16 protein-coding genes are annotated in these 17674 nt (G+C 69.8%); 13 read left to right on the top strand and 3 right to left on the bottom strand.

The features are described 5' to 3' along the window. Window positions 1-13: 13 nt before the first annotated feature. A complete protein-coding gene (aroQ, locus tag QE449_RS04275) occupies window positions 14-478 on the bottom strand; it encodes a type II 3-dehydroquinate dehydratase (RefSeq protein WP_307109674.1) in 465 nt (154 codons plus the stop codon). 128 nt (window positions 479-606) lie between these two features. Here aroQ and QE449_RS04280 point away from each other — a divergent pair, with 128 nt between their 5' ends. Then, window positions 607-1899 (top strand): nitrate/nitrite transporter, encoded by a 1293-nt coding sequence (locus QE449_RS04280; protein ID WP_307108271.1) that lies wholly within the window; start codon window positions 607-609, stop codon window positions 1897-1899. On the opposite strand, the gene QE449_RS04285 is transcribed toward QE449_RS04280, so the two are convergent. Further along, window positions 1847-3064 (bottom strand): MFS transporter, encoded by a 1218-nt coding sequence (locus QE449_RS04285; RefSeq protein WP_307108272.1) that lies wholly within the window; start codon window positions 3062-3064, stop codon window positions 1847-1849. The two genes, QE449_RS04280 and QE449_RS04285, sit on opposite strands and share 53 nt — an antisense overlap. Before the next feature lie 49 nt (window positions 3065-3113). Here QE449_RS04285 and QE449_RS04290 point away from each other — a divergent pair, with 49 nt between their 5' ends. The 4 genes from QE449_RS04290 (at window position 3114) to QE449_RS04305 (ending at window position 6617) form a co-directional block, all read left to right on the top strand. Further along, on the top strand, window positions 3114-4142 hold the full coding sequence (locus QE449_RS04290; RefSeq protein ID WP_307108273.1) for a LacI family DNA-binding transcriptional regulator: 1029 nt from the start codon (window positions 3114-3116) through the stop codon (window positions 4140-4142). 111 nt (window positions 4143-4253) lie between these two features. Beyond that, window positions 4254-5213, top strand: coding sequence for a lysophospholipid acyltransferase family protein (locus tag QE449_RS04295; protein WP_307108274.1), 960 nt, complete (start codon window positions 4254-4256; stop codon window positions 5211-5213). Window positions 5214-5229: 16 nt separating this feature from the next. Next, window positions 5230-5613 carry a MerR family transcriptional regulator gene (locus QE449_RS04300; RefSeq protein ID WP_056441761.1) on the top strand — a complete coding sequence of 128 codons (384 nt, stop codon included), beginning with the start codon at window positions 5230-5232 and terminating at the stop codon, window positions 5611-5613. A gap of 8 nt (window positions 5614-5621) precedes the next feature. Then, window positions 5622-6617: an aldo/keto reductase gene (locus QE449_RS04305; RefSeq protein WP_307108275.1), complete on the top strand. Its 996-nt coding sequence runs from the start codon at window positions 5622-5624 to the stop codon at window positions 6615-6617. Between the two features lie 93 nt (window positions 6618-6710). Here QE449_RS04305 and QE449_RS04310 read toward each other — a convergent pair whose 3' ends face one another. After that, on the bottom strand, window positions 6711-7454 hold the full coding sequence (locus tag QE449_RS04310) for a giguanylate cyclase (RefSeq protein ID WP_307108276.1): 744 nt from the start codon (window positions 7452-7454) through the stop codon (window positions 6711-6713). Between the two features lie 245 nt (window positions 7455-7699). On the opposite strand from QE449_RS04310, the gene QE449_RS04315 reads away from it, so the two are divergent. The 8 genes from QE449_RS04315 to QE449_RS04350 are packed head-to-tail and all read left to right on the top strand — an operon-like array spanning window position 7700 to window position 17616. Further along, on the top strand, window positions 7700-8512 hold the full coding sequence (locus QE449_RS04315; RefSeq protein WP_222645501.1) for a TIGR03084 family metal-binding protein: 813 nt from the start codon (window positions 7700-7702) through the stop codon (window positions 8510-8512). Between the two features lie 5 nt (window positions 8513-8517). Next, the gene (locus QE449_RS04320) at window positions 8518-10221 is read left to right on the top strand and encodes an acyclic terpene utilization AtuA family protein (protein WP_307109675.1); all 1704 of its coding nucleotides are present in this window, start codon (window positions 8518-8520) and stop codon (window positions 10219-10221) included. After that, window positions 10218-11366, top strand: a complete 1149-nt coding sequence (locus QE449_RS04325; protein ID WP_307108277.1) for an acyl-CoA dehydrogenase family protein — start codon at window positions 10218-10220, stop codon at window positions 11364-11366. Before QE449_RS04320 ends, QE449_RS04325 begins: the two co-directional genes overlap by 4 nt. Further along, complete coding sequence (locus QE449_RS04330) at window positions 11363-12961, top strand: acyl-CoA carboxylase subunit beta (RefSeq protein WP_307108278.1); 1599 nt, start codon at window positions 11363-11365, stop codon at window positions 12959-12961. Before QE449_RS04325 ends, QE449_RS04330 begins: the two co-directional genes overlap by 4 nt. A 5-nt stretch (window positions 12962-12966) precedes the next feature. Beyond that, the gene (locus QE449_RS04335; protein ID WP_307108279.1) at window positions 12967-14937 is read left to right on the top strand and encodes a biotin carboxylase N-terminal domain-containing protein; all 1971 of its coding nucleotides are present in this window, start codon (window positions 12967-12969) and stop codon (window positions 14935-14937) included. Further along, a complete protein-coding gene (locus QE449_RS04340; protein WP_027504609.1) occupies window positions 14934-16094 on the top strand; it encodes an acyl-CoA dehydrogenase family protein in 1161 nt (386 codons plus the stop codon). Before QE449_RS04335 ends, QE449_RS04340 begins: the two co-directional genes overlap by 4 nt. Next, entirely contained in the window at window positions 16094-16942 is an 849-nt protein-coding gene (locus QE449_RS04345; RefSeq protein ID WP_222639324.1) for an enoyl-CoA hydratase family protein, read from the top strand. Before QE449_RS04340 ends, QE449_RS04345 begins: the two co-directional genes overlap by 1 nt. Window positions 16943-16947: 5 nt before the next feature. Beyond that, window positions 16948-17616, top strand: coding sequence for a TetR/AcrR family transcriptional regulator (locus QE449_RS04350; RefSeq protein ID WP_307108280.1), 669 nt, complete (start codon window positions 16948-16950; stop codon window positions 17614-17616). Window positions 17617-17674 lie beyond the last annotated feature (58 nt).

Genomic DNA, 17674 nt, shown 5'->3' on the forward strand with positions numbered 1-17674 from the left:
TCCGACGTGATGGTCAGGACGTGCGGGCGCAGATCTCGTCGACGGCGTAGCGGTACCCGCGGACGCCGCACCCGGCGATCACCGACACGGCGATCCCCGAGACGAAGCTGTGGTGTCGGAACTCCTCGCGGGCGTGCACGTTCGAGATGTGGATCTCGACGACGGGGATCTCGGGCACGACCAGAGCATCGCGCAGAACGACCGACGTGTGGGTCAGACCGCCCGGGTTGATGACGATTCCCGACGCCGTCCCGCGCGCCTCGTGAATCCAGTCGATCAACGTGCCCTCGTGGTTGGACTGCTCGGCACGAATCGTGCGTCCGTGGCGTTCCGCGGTCTCGCGGCACAGAGCGACCACGTCGTCGAGCGTCTCGGTGCCGTAGACCTCGGGTTGGCGGGTTCCGAGCATGTTCAGGTTCGGACCGTTGAGCACCAGGATGGGCAGCGGGGAGGCCGGAGGCCGGCCGTCGTCAGGCAGCGGGGAGGCCGGAGGCCGGCCGTCGTCAGGCAGCGGGGAGGCCGGAGGCCGGCCGTCGTCAGGCAGCGTGTCGTGGTGGGCGTGACCGTGGGTCATGGGTGCGGACTCTACCCGGGAGACTGAGCAGCATGCGCGCGTGGATCGTCTGGGGAACAGGTGTCCTCGCCTACATCGTCGGCGTCCTGCATCGCACGTCGTTCGGTGTGTCGGGGCTCGACGCGGCGGATCGGTACGCCGCGAGTCCGTCGGTGCTGTCGTCGTTCGTCGTCCTGCAGGTCGTCGTCTACGCGGCCATGCAGATCCCCGCGGGAGTGCTGCTCGACAGGGTGGGTCCGCGCGTGATGATCGTCACGGGAGCGCTGGTCATGGCGTCGGGGCAGATGATCCTGGCGTTCACCGACTCGCTGCCGGTGGCGGTGGCGGCCCGTGCCGTCGTGGGTGTCGGTGATGCGCTGACGTTCATCTCGGTGCTGCGGCTGGTGCCGAAGTGGTTCGCGCCCCGCCGGGTTCCGCTGGTCTCGCAGCTGACGGGCATCTTCGGGCAGGTCGGGCAGGTGCTGTCCGCGGTGCCGTTCCTGACGCTGCTGCACGGCGGGGGGTGGTCCGTCGCCTACGGCGCGGCCGCGGGCAGCGGGGTGGTGGTCGCGCTGGCCGCGTTCCTCGCCGTCTCGAACTCGCCCGATCCCGGACCCGACAGCGCGCCGCAGGTGACGTTCCGCGAGACGGTGCGCAACATCTCCGTCGTCTGGTCGCGGCCCGGTACCCGGCTGGGCTTCTTCTCCCACATGGGGACGCAGTTCTCCATCACCGTGTTCGCGCTGATGTGGGGAGTGCCCTACCTGAGTTCGGCGCAGGGCGTGTCGTCCGCGGTGGTGGGTGCGCTGCTCACGACGTCGGTGGTGTCGGCCATCGTGTCGGGCATCGTCGTCGGCATCCTGACGGGGCGCTATCCCATGCGCCGGTCGTGGATGGTGCTGGCGATCATGGCCAGCAACGCTCTCATGTGGGCGGTGGTGCTCGCTCTTCCGGGACCCGCGCCGACGTGGTTGCTGTTCGTCCTGGTGGTCGTCATCTCGGTCGGCGGTCCGGGGTCGGCCATCGGCTTCGACTACGCACGCACGTTCAATCCGTCGGTCGCGCTCGGCACCGCCCAGGGCATGGTGAACATCGGCGGATTCCTCGCGTCGCTGCTGGTGATGCAGGCCATGGGCGCCATTCTGAACGCGATGGGCGGGTACACCTTCGAGGCGTTCCGCGTCGCGTGGCTCACGCAGTACGCGGTCTGGGCCGTGGCGGCGACGGGTGTGCTGGTGGCCCGCCGCAAGACCCGTCGCGACGCGGGGATCTCGCCCCGGACCTGGCGTGAGGTCAGGGAGCGGATGCGGTCGCAGCGACCGGCACGGGAGCCGTCGGAGCCGTGAAGGCCGACCGCCCGGCGATGACCCCGAGCAGTGCCAGCAGCATGGTGACGGCCGCGAAGACCAGCACCGCCGTCACCGACAGGGTGTCGACGATGCCGCCGCCCACCAGGGCACCCGTCGCGATGGCCACCTGGAAGGTCACGACGTAGATCGCCGACGCGCGGTCCGCTGCGGCCCCGGCCGGTGCCGAGTGCAGGACGGCGGACTGGATGCACACCGGGATGGTGGTGAAGGCCATGCCCCACAGAGCGATGGCGACGATCGCCAGCACGCCGGATCCGGTGGACAGCGCCAGGACCAGCGCCGCGAGCGCCGTGGTGATGGCGGTGAGGACGACGATCGTCGAGCGCCACGGACCGCGGTCGTACGTGCGACCGATGAGCCAGATGCCGGCGACGCCGGCGAGTCCGTAGACGAACAGCATGGTCGAGAGCACGCTCCCCGATGTGCCGATGCCCTCGCCGACCACGAGCGCGAAGTACGTGTAGCCGGCGAAGTGGCCCAGCGCGGCGAGGAACGTGATGCCGCACAGCAGGACGAGCACCCGGCTGATGCCGGGGCGCGACGTGGCCGTGGTGGCGACCGGAGTCGCGACCGGGAGAGCGGGCAGCAACCGGGTGAGGGCGACGGTGATGGCCAGCGCGACGACGCCGAGCGTCGCCGCGGCGACGCGCCAGTGCGTCCACTGTCCGAGGGCGGCGGTCAGCGGATTGCCCGCGACGAGTGCCAACGACGTCCCGGCGTAGACGAGCGCGATCGCCTTCGCGCGCTTGCCCGGTGCGGCGAGTGACGCCGCGACCGGAGCCACCACGGCCCAGAACACACCGTGGGTGGCCGCGCAGATCAGTCGTGCTCCGACCAGCATCGGATAGCCGACGGACACCGCCGACACGAGTTGCGACACCGCGAGTGCTCCGGCGGTGATGACGACGACCTTGCGACGGTCCCACGACTTCACCGCCGCCATCAGCGGCAACGTGATCACGGCGACCGCGTACGCGTAGAAGGTCAGCAGCAGCCCGATGGCCGATTCGCCGACACCGAGGTCGGCGGACATCTCGGGGAGCAGTCCCACCGGCAGCGTCTCCGCCGTGACGTAGATGAACGCGGTCGCGCCGAGGACGAGCAGAGCGGGCGTGTTCGCGCGCGGAGGTGCCGTGGACATGCTGTGTAACGATACACACGGACGGGGGTGGGCGATAGAGTGGCGATCGATGACCTCGCACACACGCGTCACCATGGCCGACGTCGCGGCGGCGGCCGGCGTCTCGGTCATGAGCGTGTCCTACGCGTACGGGCGGCCGGAGCGGGTCTCGGACGAGACGCGGGGGAAGGTGTTCGACGCCGCCGAGCGACTCGGCTACACCGGCCCGCACCGGGGCGCGCAGTCGCTGCGCAGCGGCCGCAGCAACAACCTCGCCGTGCTTCTGACGGAGAAGCTGACGTACGCGTTCGACGACCCGCAGGCCCGCCGGTTCCTGTCCGGAGTGGCCGACGCGTGCCTCGACACCGACACCGGCCTGGTGATCCTGCCGAACACGCGCGTCGCCCGCGACGTCGACCGGGTGCGCGACGCCGCCGTGGACGGGTACGTCTTCTGGACCACGGTCACCGGGGACCCACTGCTCGACGCGGCCGTCGCCACCGGGCGACCCGTGTGCGTGCAGGGCGGTCCGGAGCACGACGGCACGACGTTGGTCAGCATCGACGACGCCGCCGCGGCCGAGGCGGTCGCCCTGATCGCCCTCGCGGGTGCCGCGCGACCGCTGGTGCTCGCTTTTCCTGCCGACGAGCATCGGGAGCGGCGCCTCGTGCACGGACCGGATCCGGAGACGATCGACTTCCCGGTGACGAGGAACCGTCTGCGGGGCTACCGCGCGGCTGCCGAGGCGCTGGGGCTCGACTGGTCCGCGGTGCCCGTCGCGTTCGGCACCGGCAGCTTCCGCTCGGAGGGGACGCGCGCGATGCAGGATCACCTGGACGCGCTGCCGGACACGGTGCTGGCGATGAGTGACGAGATGGCGCTCGGGGCATTGTCGGTGGTGCGGGACCGCGGCCTGCAGGTGCCGGGCGACCTGGCGATGGTCGGGTGGGACGACACCGAGGAAGCGGCGGGCGCAGGGCTGACGACGGTGGCCCAGTCGCTGTACGAGCAGGGGCGCAGCGCTGCGCGGGCCGTGCTCGCGGGTGAGCCCGTCGCGACACCGGAGTGGCACGTCGTGCGGCGGACCTCGACGAGGTGAGGCGAGCGAGGCTGCACACGAACCACCGCCCCGGGGGTGGATGTGCTGATTCGTCACGGCCTGTGTGCAACCGGGGTACGGCGCATCTGACCGTGCAGTAGGTTCGGCCTCATGAGTGGCGCCGATCACACAGACGTTTCCCCTACCGACCATCGCGATCCCGAGCTGCAGGACCAGGCCGAGCGGGTCGCCGCCGCGGCCCGGCTGACGATGAAGGACAAGCGCGAGAACGCGTCCGGTGGACTCAGTGGCCTGGTCGCCTCGCGCGCCGGCGACTGGGACCTCACGGACCAGGACGTCGACAGCATGCGGCGCCAGGAGAAGTTCTGGAACCCGCTCGTCGACAAGTACTTCCGGATGGAGATCGACGGGTGGGAGACCATCCCGCCGCCACCGGTGCTGCTGGTCGGCGTGCATTCGGGTGCACCGTTCGTGTGGGACGCCTGGACGGTGGGGGCGCAGTGGTGGCGACGGTTCGGCCCGTCACGCACGTTGCACGGCACCGCGCACGATGCGCTGATGGCCTTCCCTCTCATCGGCACGGTGTTCCGGTCGATGGGTGTCCTGCCCGCTGCTCCCGACTCGATGTCCACGGCACTGGCCGAGGGGCGCGACGTCATCGTGTGGCCCGGAGGTGAGGTCGACTCGCTGCGACCGTGGAGCGAACGTGACGTCGCCACCCTCGGCGGGCGCACCGGCTTCATCAAGCTCGCCATCCGCTGCGGGGTGCCGATCGTGCCGATCGCCACCGTCGGCGGCGCCGACGCCATGCCCGTGCTGGTCCGCGGTGACAAGCTCTCGAAGATGCTGGGGCTGGACAAGATCGCGCGACTCAAGGTGTTCCCCATTGCCGTGTCGCTGCCGTGGATCATCGCGCCGGCCGCACTTCCGCAGATCCCGCTGCCCGCCAAGATCCGGACCCGCTTCATGCCGCCCGTCGAGGTGGATCACGATCTCGCCCGCGTGGACGACGAGGAGTACGTGGAGGCCAAGTACGAGGAGGTGCGGCGCTCCATCCAGTCCGGCATGGACGCGCTCGCCACCAAGAGGAAGTTCCCGCTCTTCCGCTGATGCCTAAGCTGACGGGGTGAGTCACAGCATCGCGGAGGCGTCCGAGCAGACCGGGCTGACCATCGACACGCTGCGGTACTACGAGCGCGACGGGTTGCTCCTGCGCGCGGTGCCGCGGTCGTCCACCGGACAGCGCCGCTACAGCGACGACGACATCACGTGGATCGTCCTCATCACCCGACTGCGTGCGACCGGGATGTCGATCGCGGAGGTGCGGCACTACGCCGACCTGGTGCGTCAGGGCGAGGGGACGGAGCAGCAGCGGCTCGACGCCCTCCGCGCGCATCGGGAACGGGTGCTGGCGCAGCTCGCCGAGGTGACCGGTCATCTGCGCGCGATCGACCACAAGATCGAGCTCTACGTCGGCAGGCTTGACCTGGAGCGCACTCCAGCACGTTGAGTGGGGGCATGACGCTCACCTCACGCACCCTCGGTACGCAGTCCCCTCTCACCGTCTCCGCCCTCGGCCTCGGCTGCATGGGCATGTCCGAGTTCTACGGCGACACCGACCGCGCCTCCGGCATCGCCACCATCCACCGCGCTCTCGAACTCGGTGTGACCTTCCTCGACACGGCCGACATGTACGGCCCGTTCGTCAACGAGGAGCTGGTCGGCGAGGCTATCGCCGGCCGTCGGGACCAGGTGGTGCTCGCCACCAAGTTCGGCAACGAGCGACTCGCCGACGGCACCCGTCTCGGCATCAACGGCACCCCCGAGTACGTCCGCGCGGCCTGCGACGCGTCGTTGTCGCGGCTCGGTGTCGACCACATCGACCTGTACTACCAGCACCGCGTCGACAAGTCGGTCCCCATCGAGGACACGGTCGGCGCGATGGCGGAGCTGGTGCAGGCGGGCAAGGTGCGCCATCTCGGGATGTCCGAGGCGTCGGCCGCGACCATCCGCCGGGCGCACGCAGTGCACCCGATCACGGCCGTGCAGACCGAGTACTCCCTGTTCACGCGGGATCTCGAGGAGACTGTGCTCCCGACGCTCCGTGAGCTCGGCATCGGGTTGGTCCCGTATTCGCCGCTCGGTCGCGGGCTGTTGACCGGCGCCATCGCACACGAGTCGGAGTTGGCGGAGAAGGACTCGCGCCGCACCGCGTACTTCCCGCGGTTCCAGGGCGAGGCGCTCGAGGCGAACCTGACGCTCGTGGCGCGCATCCGTGAGATCGCGGACCGGCTGGGATGCACGCCCGGTCAGCTGGCTCTGGCGTGGGTGCTGGCACAGGGCGAGGACGTCGCGCCGATCCCCGGAACCAAGCGCGTGCGCTACCTCGAGGAGAACGTGGCAGCGGCGGACGTCGCGGTGACGCAGGAGATCCTCGACGAACTCGAGGCAGCGGTGCCCGCATCGGCCGTGGCCGGAGCACGCTACGGAGACATGTCCAGCATCGACGAGTGAGCCCCGAGGACACCCCCCCCACCGCGAGTACGTCGACAGTGTCGTGATTCCACTCGCGATCACGACACCACGGACGTACTCGCGGAGAGTGGCTCAGGACTGGTCGAGCCGCACTGCTCGCACGAACGTGTAGAGCAGTGCGGGAACGGCGATGACCAGTGACATGACCGGTGCCCACACGACCAGCGCGCCCAGTGGGGGAACGTCCTCGAACAGCATGTTGTAGCCGATGATGGACGTGACGGCGACACCGGCGATCGCGATGTGAGTGGCCAGCATCCAGCGGTCGAGGAAGACACCGGCGAACAGGCCGAGCACCACGAAGAAGGTGGTCTTCCCGACGGCGTAGGCGGGCGGCATGTCGGCGCTGAGGTTCGCGGCGAGGATGCCCAGGTTGGACAGGACGACGAAGGCGAAGGCGGTGTGCAGCCGCGGCCAGGAGGTCACCGTCCACCAGAGAGCGGCGGCGAATGCGAAGACCGCGCAGCCGATCTGCACGCCCACCGTGAACGTGGTGGTGCCGCCGAAGCCGTACAGGATCTCGAGGGTGGCGCACACGCCCATCGACGCGGTGAAGAAGGCGATGATCCACCGCACGACGCGCTGATCGGTGAACGACGACATGAGGCCGACGATCCACTCGTAGCGAGCCTCGAGTTCGCCGATCGGCTCGTCGTCGTCGTCGTACCGGGGTTCGTCGTACCCGGTCTCGTCGTGCCGCACCGGTTCCGGCACCGGGTACTCGGCTCGGGGTCCGACGCCCGGACTGAAGGCCGTGGTGAAGGCGCCCGGCGCGCTGTAGGCCTGCCCCGGTCGTCCGTCTCGTGCACTGACCATGTCGGGTCCCGTTCCCTTCGGTGCCCGCATTCGCGGGCGGCCTCGTCCCGCCCGGCGTGTCGCGAGCGTCGTGATGGGTGTCGTGCGGTAAAGCGTCCAACCGCCTGTGGGATTCACCGTAAACCAGGCTTTCGGACCTGCGCTGCGGATGGATGGTGCCACGGATTGTTTTGGAGTTCGTCACAACGTCCAAGAACAAGCAAGCATGCTTGCTTTTTTGGCCCGTGGGTGCGACCGTTCCAGGCATGGCTGCTCTCGAGGTGTTGCTGCAGGACCTGCGTGCGGAGGGCGACGCGCTGGACGCGCTGGTCGCCGATGCCGACGACGCCGCGTGGCGCACGGACACCCCGGCGGCCGGTTGGACGGTGGCGCATCAGATCGCTCACCTGCACTGGACCGACCACGTCGCCGCGCTGACGACGGCCGGCGCCTCCGGTGACGAGGACGCCGAAGCGGCATTCGACGCGGTGATCGCCGACGCGATGGGCAGTCCGGACTCGTTCGTGGACTCCGCTGCCGACGCACTCGCCGGAGAGCAGGTCAGCACCCTGTTGTCGCGATGGCGGCTCGGCCGAGTTCAACTGCTCGACGTCCTGACACACGTGCCCGACGGCGTGAAGATCCGCTGGTTCGGCCCGCCGATGAGCGCGATGTCGATGGCCACCGCGCGCATCATGGAGACCTGGGCACACGGTCAGGACGTCGCGGACGCCCTCGGCGTGGTCCGGGAACCCACCGCGCGGCTGCGTCACGTCGCGCACATCGGCGTACGCACCCGCGACTTCGCCTACGCGATCCGCGGCCTGACGCCGCCGTCGGCACCGTTCCGCGTCGTGCTCACCGCTCCCGACGGGAGTGAGTGGTCGTGGGGGCCGGAGGACGCGGAGCAGAGTGTCACGGGTTCCGCTCCGGACTTCTGCCTGCTCGTCACGCAGCGCGTGCACCGTGACGACACCGACCTCGTGGCCGTCGGCGACGACGCGGCGACGTGGCTGGGTCTCGCGCAGGCGTTCGCGGGGGCTCCCGGCGGTGGCCGGGACGTGCGGGTGGCGTCGTGACGGAGATGATCAGGGTCGGAAACTGCTCCGGCTTCTACGGCGACCGCGCGTCGGCCATGCGCGAGATGCTCGACGGCGGTGATCTCGACGTCCTCACGGGCGACTACCTGGCCGAGCTGACGATGCTCATTCTCGGACGCGACCGGATGAAGGATCCGACGCGCGGCTACGCCAAGACGTATCTGCGGCAGCTCGAGGAGTGCCTGGGCACTGCGCTCGACAAAGGCGTCACCCTGGTCAGCAATGCCGGTGGGTTGGCGCCCGCACGACTGGCGGACGAGATCCGGTCCCTCGCCGACCGTCTCGGTCTGACCGTCTCGGTAGCCCACGTCGAGGGGGACGATCTGCACGACCGCGCCGACGAACTGGGCCTCGGCTCCCCGCTGACCGCCAATGCCTACCTCGGCGCATTCGGTATCGCGGCGTGCCTGGACGCCGGGGCGCAGGTCGTGGTCACCGGACGCGTCACGGATGCATCTGTGGTCGTGGCCCCGGCGATCTCCCGGTTCGGGTGGACCCGCGATCACCTCGACGAACTCGCGGGTGCCGTCGTCGCCGGCCACATCATCGAATGCGGAACCCAGGCGACCGGCGGGAACTACTCCTTCTTCGGTGAGATCGAGGATCTGCGTCGACCGGGGTTCCCCCTCGCGGAGATCCGGTCGGACGGGTCGTCGGTGATCACCAAGCACGAGAACACCGGCGGCGCTGTGACTGTCGGAACGGTGACGGCGCAGTTGATGTACGAGATCACCGGCCCGCGCTACCTCGGCCCGGACGTGACCGCGCGGCTCGACACGGTGCGGGTCTCGCAGGACGGACCCGACCGCGTGCTGGTCACGGGGGCTCGCGGCGAGGCGCCGCCGCCCACCCTCAAGGTCTCCCGGAACACGCTCGGCGGGTTCCGCAACGAGATGACCTTCGTGCTCACCGGGCTCGACATCGAGGCCAAGGCCGACCTGGTGCGCACCCAGATGACCGAGGCGCTGACGCCGCCGCCGCGCGACGTCGACTGGACTCTGGCGCGCACCGACCACCCTGACGCCGACACCGAGGAGGCCGCCAGTGCGGTGCTCCGTGTCGTCGTCCGCGACGCTGATCCGCAGCGTGTGGGTCGCGTGTTCAGCGCTGCCGCAGTGGAACTCGCGCTGGCGAGCTACCCCGGTTTCTGTGTGACGACGCCTCCGGGTCAGGGGTCGCCCTACGGCGTCTTCGAGGCCGGGTTCGTCGATCAGGCGGTGCCGCGGCACGTGGCGGTTCTCACGGACGGCACGCGCGTCGACGTCGCACCGCCCACCGTCACCACGGCTGTCGAGGCGGACCCGTCCGACGCGCCCGCAGGCCGCCCGCCGGCCGAACCCACACGCACGCTGCCGTTCGGCACGGTGGCGGCGGCGCGCAGCGGTGACAAGGGCGGCAGCGCCAACGTCGGGGTCTGGGTGCGCGGCGACGCCGCGTGGGCCTGGCTCCGGTCGATTCTCACCACCGAGATGGTGACGACGCTGCTCCCGGAGACGGCGGGCCTGCGCGTGCACCGGTACGAGTTCCCGCACCTGCGGGCCGTGAACATCGTCGTCGACGGGATTCTCGGAGAGGGCGTCGCATCCGGCGCCCGCTTCGATCCCCAGGCCAAGGGCCTGGGGGAGTGGCTGCGATCGCGGCACGTCCCGATACCCGAATCAGTACTCGCAGAAAGTGGACTCGCATGAGCACCTGGGGTGGCCCCGACCGAGCGCAACTCCGTAAGACGGTCCGGGGGTTCGTGGACCGGGAGGTGCTGCCGCACCTCACCGAGTGGGAGCGTGACGGCGAGATCCCCCGCAGCCTGCACCGCTCGGCAGCCGAGATCGGTCTGCTCGGGGCGCCGTTCCCGGAGGCGGTCGGCGGGGGCGGCGGCTCGCTGGTCGACGCCACGGTCATCTGCGAGGAGATGCACGAGGCGGGTGCGTCCGGCGGCCTGTTCGCGTCCTTGTTCACCTGTGGGATCGCGTTGCCGCACATGGTCGCTGCGGGCAACCCCGACCACCTCGAGAAGTGGGTCCGGCCCACGCTCGACGGCGAGCTGATCGGGTCGCTGGCCATCACCGAGCCCGGCGGCGGATCCGACGTGGGGCACCTGCGCACCCGAGCGGTGCGCGACGGGGACCACTTCGTCGTCAACGGCGCGAAGACCTACATCACCTCGGGGTGCCGGGCCGACTTCGTGGTCACCGCCGTCCGCACCGGGGGAGACGGCGCGGCCGGCGTCTCGCTGCTCGTCGTCGAGCGCGGCACACCGGGATTCGAGGTGTCCCGCAAGCTCGACAAGATGGGATGGCGGGCCTCCGACACCGCCGAACTGTCGTACACCGACGTGCGCGTGCCCGCGGAGAACCTGGTGGGCCCGGAGAACTCCGGGTTCGCCCAGATCGCGCAGGCCTTCGTCTCCGAACGCGCTGCGCTGGCCGCGCAGGCCTACTCCTCGGCGCAGCGGTGCCTCGATCTGACGGTGGCGTGGACGCGGGACCGCTCGACGTTCGGCAAGCCGCTCATCGCCCGTCAGGCGGTGCAGAACACGCTCAGCGAGATGCACCGCAAGATCGACGTGGCCCGCACGTACACGCACGCACTGATCGATCGCCACGTCGAGGACGGCGACGACTGCATCGCCGAGGTGTGCTTCGCGAAGAACACCGCGGTCGAGGCCGGCGAATGGGTCGCCTCCCAGGCGGTACAGCTGTTCGGTGGACTCGGCTACATGGCCGAGTGCGAGGTCGAGCGTCAGTACCGCGACATGCGCATCATCGGCATCGGCGGCGGCACCACCGAGATCCTCACCTCGCTGGCCGCGAAGCGACTGGGGTACACCGCATGACGACTCTGACCTCCCGACTCGACAGCTCCGGTGACGCGTACGTCTCGGCCGCCGACACCATGATCGCGAAGCTCTCCGAGGTGGAGACCGAACACGCCAAGGCACTGGGCGGCGGGGGCGAGAAGTACGTCGCACGGCACCGCGGCCGCGGCAAGATGACCCCGCGCGAGCGCATCGAGATGCTCGTCGACCCGGATTCGCCGTTCCTCGAGCTGTGCCCGCTCGCGGCCTGGGGCACGGACTTCCCGGTCGGCGCCAGCGTGGTCGTCGGCATCGGTGTCGTCAGCGGCGTCGAGTGCCTGATCGTCGCCAACGACCCCACCGTGCGGGGCGGCACGAGCAATCCGTGGACCCTGCGGAAGACGCTGCGAGCGAACGACATCGCAATGCAGAACCGGCTGCCGGTCATCTCACTGGTCGAGTCCGGCGGTGCCGACCTCCCCACGCAGAAGGAGGTGTTCGTCCCGGGTGGCCGCATCTTCCGTGACCTGACGCGCCTCTCCGCGGCCGGCATCCCCACCATCGCCCTCGTGTTCGGCAACTCCACCGCCGGCGGCGCCTACATCCCCGGCATGTCCGATCACGTCGTCATGATCGAGGAGCGGTCCAAGGTGTTCCTCGCCGGACCGCCGCTGGTGAAGATGGCCACCGGCGAGGAGACCGACGACGAATCGCTCGGCGGCGCCCGCATGCACGCCCGGACCTCCGGTCTCGCAGACCATCTCGCCGCGGACGAGAAGGACGCCATCCGCATCGGCCGCGGCATCGTGAAGCGGCTCAACTGGCACAAGAAGGGTCCGGCGCCGCGCACCGAGGTGCTCCCGCCCCGGTACGACGAGGAGGAACTGCTCGGTATCGTGCCGGCCGACCTCAAGATCCCGTTCGACCCCCGCGACGTCATCGCGCGCATCGTCGACGACAGCGACTTCGACGAGTTCAAGCCGCTCTACGGCTCGTCTCTGGTCACCGGATGGGCGGAACTGCACGGGTATCCGGTCGGCATCCTCGCCAACGCCCGCGGCGTCCTCTTCAGCGAGGAGTCGCAGAAGGCGACGCAGTTCATCCAACTGGCGAACCGTTCGAACACGCCACTGCTGTTCCTGCACAACACCACCGGCTACATGGTGGGCAAGGAGTACGAGGAGGGCGGGATGATCAAGCACGGGTCGATGATGATCAACGCCGTCTCGAACTCCACCGTCCCGCACATCTCGGTGCTGCTCGGTGCGTCGTACGGCGCCGGGCACTACGGCATGTGCGGTCGCGCCTTCGACCCGCGCTTCCTCTTCGCCTGGCCCAGCGCCAAGTCCGCGGTCATGGGCGGTGCCCAACTCGCGGGCGTCATCTCGATCGTCTCCCGCGCCTCCGCCGAGGCCCGCGGACAGGCGTTCGACGAGGAGGCCGACGCGGGTCTGCGCGCGATGATCGAGCAGCAGATCGAGGCCGAGTCGGTTCCCATGTTCCTGTCCGGACGCCTGTACGACGACGGCGTGATCGACCCCCGAGACACCCGCACGGTGGTGGGGATGTGCCTGTCGGCCATCGCCTCCGCCCCGATCGAGGGCACCGCCAACTTCGGTGTCTTCCGGATGTGACCGTCATGACCATTTCGTCAGTACTCGTTGCCAACCGCGGCGAGATCGCCCGCCGCGTGTTCACGACCTGCCGCGCCGAGGGCATCGACACGGTTGCCGTGTTCTCCGATCCGGACTCCGCGTCACCGCACGTCGCCGACGCCGACGTCGCCGTCCGGTTGCCCGGTTCCGCGTCGTCGGAGACGTACCTCCGCGGAGACCTGATCATCGAGGCGGCGCAGCGCGCGGGCGCCGACGCGATCCACCCCGGTTACGGGTTCCTGTCCGAGAACGCGGAGTTCGCGCGCGCCGTGCAGGATGCGGGCCTCACCTGGATCGGTCCGCCGGTGAAGGCGATCGAGTCGATGGGGTCGAAGGTCGAGTCCAAGGCCATGATGCAGAGCGCCGGTGTGCCGGTGCTCGATCGGCTCGACCCCGCGTCCGTCACGCAGGACGATCTGCCGGTGCTCGTGAAGGCGTCCGCCGGTGGTGGTGGTCGCGGTATGCGCGTGGTGCGTGAACTCGACGCACTGCAGGACGAGATCGACGCGGCGTCGCGGGAGGCGCTGTCCGCCTTCGGTGACGCGACGGTCTTCTGCGAGCGCTATCTCGAGACGGGCCGCCACATCGAGGTCCAGGTCATGGCGGACCGCCACGGCACGGTGTGGGCGGTGGGCGAGCGAGAGTGCTCCATCCAACGACGCCACCAGAAGGTGGTCGAGGAGGCGCCGTCTCCGCTCGTCGAGCGCGTTCCGGGTATGCGGGAGAAGCTCTTCGAGGCGGCACGCATCGCCACCGAGGCGCTCGACTACGAGGGGGCCGGCACCGTCGAATTCCTCAGCGACGAGCGCGGCAACTTCTACTTCCTCGAGATGAACACGCGCCTGCAGGTCGAGCACCCGGTGACCGAGTGCACCACCGGTCTCGATCTGGTGGCACTGCAGATCCACGTCGCCGCGGGCGGAGCGCTCCCGGCCGAGCAGCCCACCACGCGCGGACACTCGATCGAAGTGCGTCTGTACGCGGAGGATCCGGCGCGCGACTGGCAGCCGCAGAGCGGCGTCGTGCACCACGTCGAGTTCGACGGAGCGCGAGAGTTCGAGGTGCTCACGCGGACAGGCCTGCGAGTCGACTCGGGCATCGTCGACGGCAGCGTGGTGGGGACCCACTACGACCCGATGCTCGCCAAGGTGATCTCGTACGCGCCCACCCGGGAGCAGGCGGCCGGAATCCTGGCGAAAGCGCTGCTGCGCTCGCGCATTCACGGGGTGCGCACCAACCGCGACCTGCTCGTCACGGTGCTGAGACACCCCGCGTTCCTCGCGGGCGACACCGACACCGGGTTCTTCGCGACGCACGATCTGGCGGTCCTCGCTCGGCCGCTCGTCGACGACCGGGGTGTGCGGCTGTCCGCACTCGCCGCAGCGCTCGCGGACGCCACCCGATCGAGAGAATCGGCGACGGTGGGCCGATCCCTCCCCAGCGGCTGGCGCAACCTCGCCTCCGTGCCGCAACGCAAGACGTACGCGGTGAACGGCACCGAGATCGTCGCCGAGTACCGGCTGTCGCGCGGAACGCTCGTCACCGACGTCGACGACTGCGCGCTGGTCCGGGCCGAGTCCGACCGGGTGGTGCTGCTGGCCGACGGTGTGCGACGCGAGTTCCACGTCGCGGTCCACGGCGACGCCGTGTTCGTCGACTCGTCGCTCGGACCGGTACGGCTCGAACGGGTTCCGGTGTTCGTCGATCCGAGCGAGATCGTCGCCGCCGGATCGCTGCTGGCACCGATGCCCGGCAGCGTCGTGCGGATCGGTGCTGCCGTCGGCGACACCGTCACCGCCGGCCAACCGATCCTGTGGCTCGAGGCCATGAAGATGGAACACACGATCACCGCACCCGCGGCGGGCGTGCTGACCGAGCTCACGGTCACCGTGGGACACCAGGTGGACGTCGACGCCGTACTGGCGGTCGTCGCAGCAGAAGGAGATCAGGCATGAGCTTCATCGAGACGGACGAGCAGAAGAGCCTCCGCGCCGCGGTGGCCGGACTGGGCAAGCGCCACAACTACATCGACTACGTGCTGCCCAAGGCACGCAAGGGTGAGGCACTCACCGAACTGTGGCACGAGGCCGGGCAATTGGGCTTCCTCGGGGTGAACCTCCCCGAGGAGTACGGCGGCGGCGGTGCCGGCATCTACGAGCTCGCACTGGTCCAGGAGGAGATGTCCTCGTTCGGTGCGGGCCTGCTGCTCGTGGTCGTCAGCCCGGCGATCTGCGGCACCATCATCGCGAAGTACGGCACCCCCGAGCAGAAGCAGTCCTGGCTGCCCCGCCTCTCGGACGGCTCCGCGATCATGGCGTTCGGCATCACCGAGCCCGACGCCGGCTCCAACTCCCACCAGATCACCACCACCGCGCGACGCGACGGTGACGAGTGGGTGCTGCGCGGCAGCAAGATCTACATCTCCGGCGTCGACCAGGCCGACGCGGTGCTCATCGTCTCCCGTACGGAGGACGCGAAGACCGGGAAGCTGAAGCCGGCGCTGTTCATCGTGCCGACCGATGCACCGGGCCTGAACAAGACGCAGATGCGCATGGACATCATCGAGCCCGATCATCAGTTCACGCTGTTCCTCGACGACGTCCGGCTGCCGGCCGAGGCGCTGGTCGGTGAGCCCGACGCGGCGCTGATGCAGTTGTTCGCGGGTCTCAACCCCGAGCGCATCCTCGGTGCGGCGATGGCCGTCGGCATGGGCCGCTACGCCCTCGACGCCGCGGTGAAGTACGCGAACGAGCGCACCGTGTGGAAGAGCCCCATCGGGGCGCACCAGGGAATCGCCCATCCGTTGGCGCAGTGCAAGATCGAGCTCGAACTGGCGAAGCTGATGATGCAGAAGGCCGCGGTGCTCTACGACAGCGGTGACGATTTCGGTGCGGCGGAAGCGGCCAACATGGCGAAGTACGCGGCCGCCGAGGCCAGCATCAAGGCCATCGACCAGGCCATCCAGACGCACGGCGGCGCAGGCCTGACCGAGGAGTACGGCCTCGCGTCCATGCTCGGTGCGGCGCGCATCGCCCGCGTGGCTCCCGTCAGTCGGGAGATGATCCTGAACTTCGTGTCCCAGCACTCGCTGGGCCTGCCGAAGAGCTACTGATGGCGGGCAGGCCGGAGGCCGGTCGGGGCCCGGGCAGGCCGGAGGCCGGTCGGGGCGACGGACCACCTGTGCGGGTCGATCGGTCGGAGGGCGTGGTGACTCTGACCCTCGATACCCCGCACAATCGCAACGCCCTCTCCACCGCCCTGGTCGACGACCTGACGGCGGGGCTCCGCGACGCGGGCGCGGATCGGGACGTCCGCGCCGTGGTCCTCACCCACACCGGCGGAACGTTCTGTGCAGGTGCCGATCTCACGGAGGCGGGCAGTTCGGTCTCCTCGCGCACCGAGCAGATGCTGACGCTGCTGCGGGCGATCCTCGAGACGCCGAAGCCGGTGATCGGCAGGATCGACGGGCATGTGCGTGCCGGCGGTATGGGCCTCGTGGGCGCGTGCGATCTGGTGGTGGCCGGGCCGAAGAGTTCGTTCGCGCTGACGGAGGCGCGGCTGGGGTTGGCCGCGTCCATCGTCTCCTTGACGGTGGTGCCGAGGATGACCTCGCGTGCGGCGAGCCGGTACTTCCTGACGACGGAGACGTTCGGCGCGCACGAGGCGGAGGCCATCGGGCTCGTCACCGAGGCTGCGGCCGACACCGGGGCCACGGTGGCCGAACTCGTCGCGGCGATCCGTCCGTCGTCACCGCAGGGTCTCGCGGCGTCGAAACGCCTCACCACCGCCGCGATGCTCGAGGAGTTCGACCGCCGGGGCGCGGACCTGGCGGAGGAGTCCGCGAGGCTGTTCGCATCGGACGAGGCGCGGGAGGGGATGATGGCCTTTCTGCAGAAGCGCAGCCCGTCGTGGGCCGCACCGGCGGAGTCGTCCGGCGCCGCTGTGGGGAAGGAGACGTGACGGCCATGACCGTGCCCACTCGTCACCGAGTCGGTGACACCCGCAGCCCGAAGCAGGATCGCAGCCGCGCCACGCGACTGCGTCTGCTCGAGTCCACGATCGACGCGCTCGCCACCGAGGGATGGGCGGCGACGACGGTCGCCGTCGTGGCCGAGCGGGCCGGCGTCTCTCGCGGTGCCACCCAGCACCACTTCCCGACGCGGGAGGACCTCATCACCGCGGCGCTCGAGTACATGTTCGACACGCGCATGGGGGAGGCGCGAGCCGAGAGCAGTGCGCTCCCGCAGGGCGCCGGGCGGACCGAGGCCGTGGTCACCCGGCTGGTCGACTACTACACGAGCCCCATCTTCCGTGCCGCGCTGCAGGTCTGGACCGCCGCGGCCGCGGATCCCGAGATGCGTGCCCGGGTCCTGCCTCTCGAGGAGAAGTTCGGTCGCGTGGCGCACCGCACGGCGGTCGATCACCTCGGCGCCGACGACAGTGATCCGCGCACCCACCGACTCGTGCAGGCCACCCTCGACCTGGCCCGCGGGCTCGGTCTCGCCGACGTGCTCAGCGACGACTCGCGCCGCCGCGCCGAGATCGTGAAGGTGTGGGCCTCGGTGCTCGACGCGTCCCTGGCCCTCGATACCCCCACCACCAGCACCCCCGCGAGTACGTCCGAACTGTCGTGATCGGCGCTCGCATCACGGCACTTTCGGCGTACTCGCGACAGTCCGCACTCCGATAGGC

The sequence above is a fragment of the Rhodococcus sp. SORGH_AS_0303 genome, from assembly GCF_030819335.1.
GTDB lineage: Bacteria > Actinomycetota > Actinomycetes > Mycobacteriales > Mycobacteriaceae > Rhodococcoides.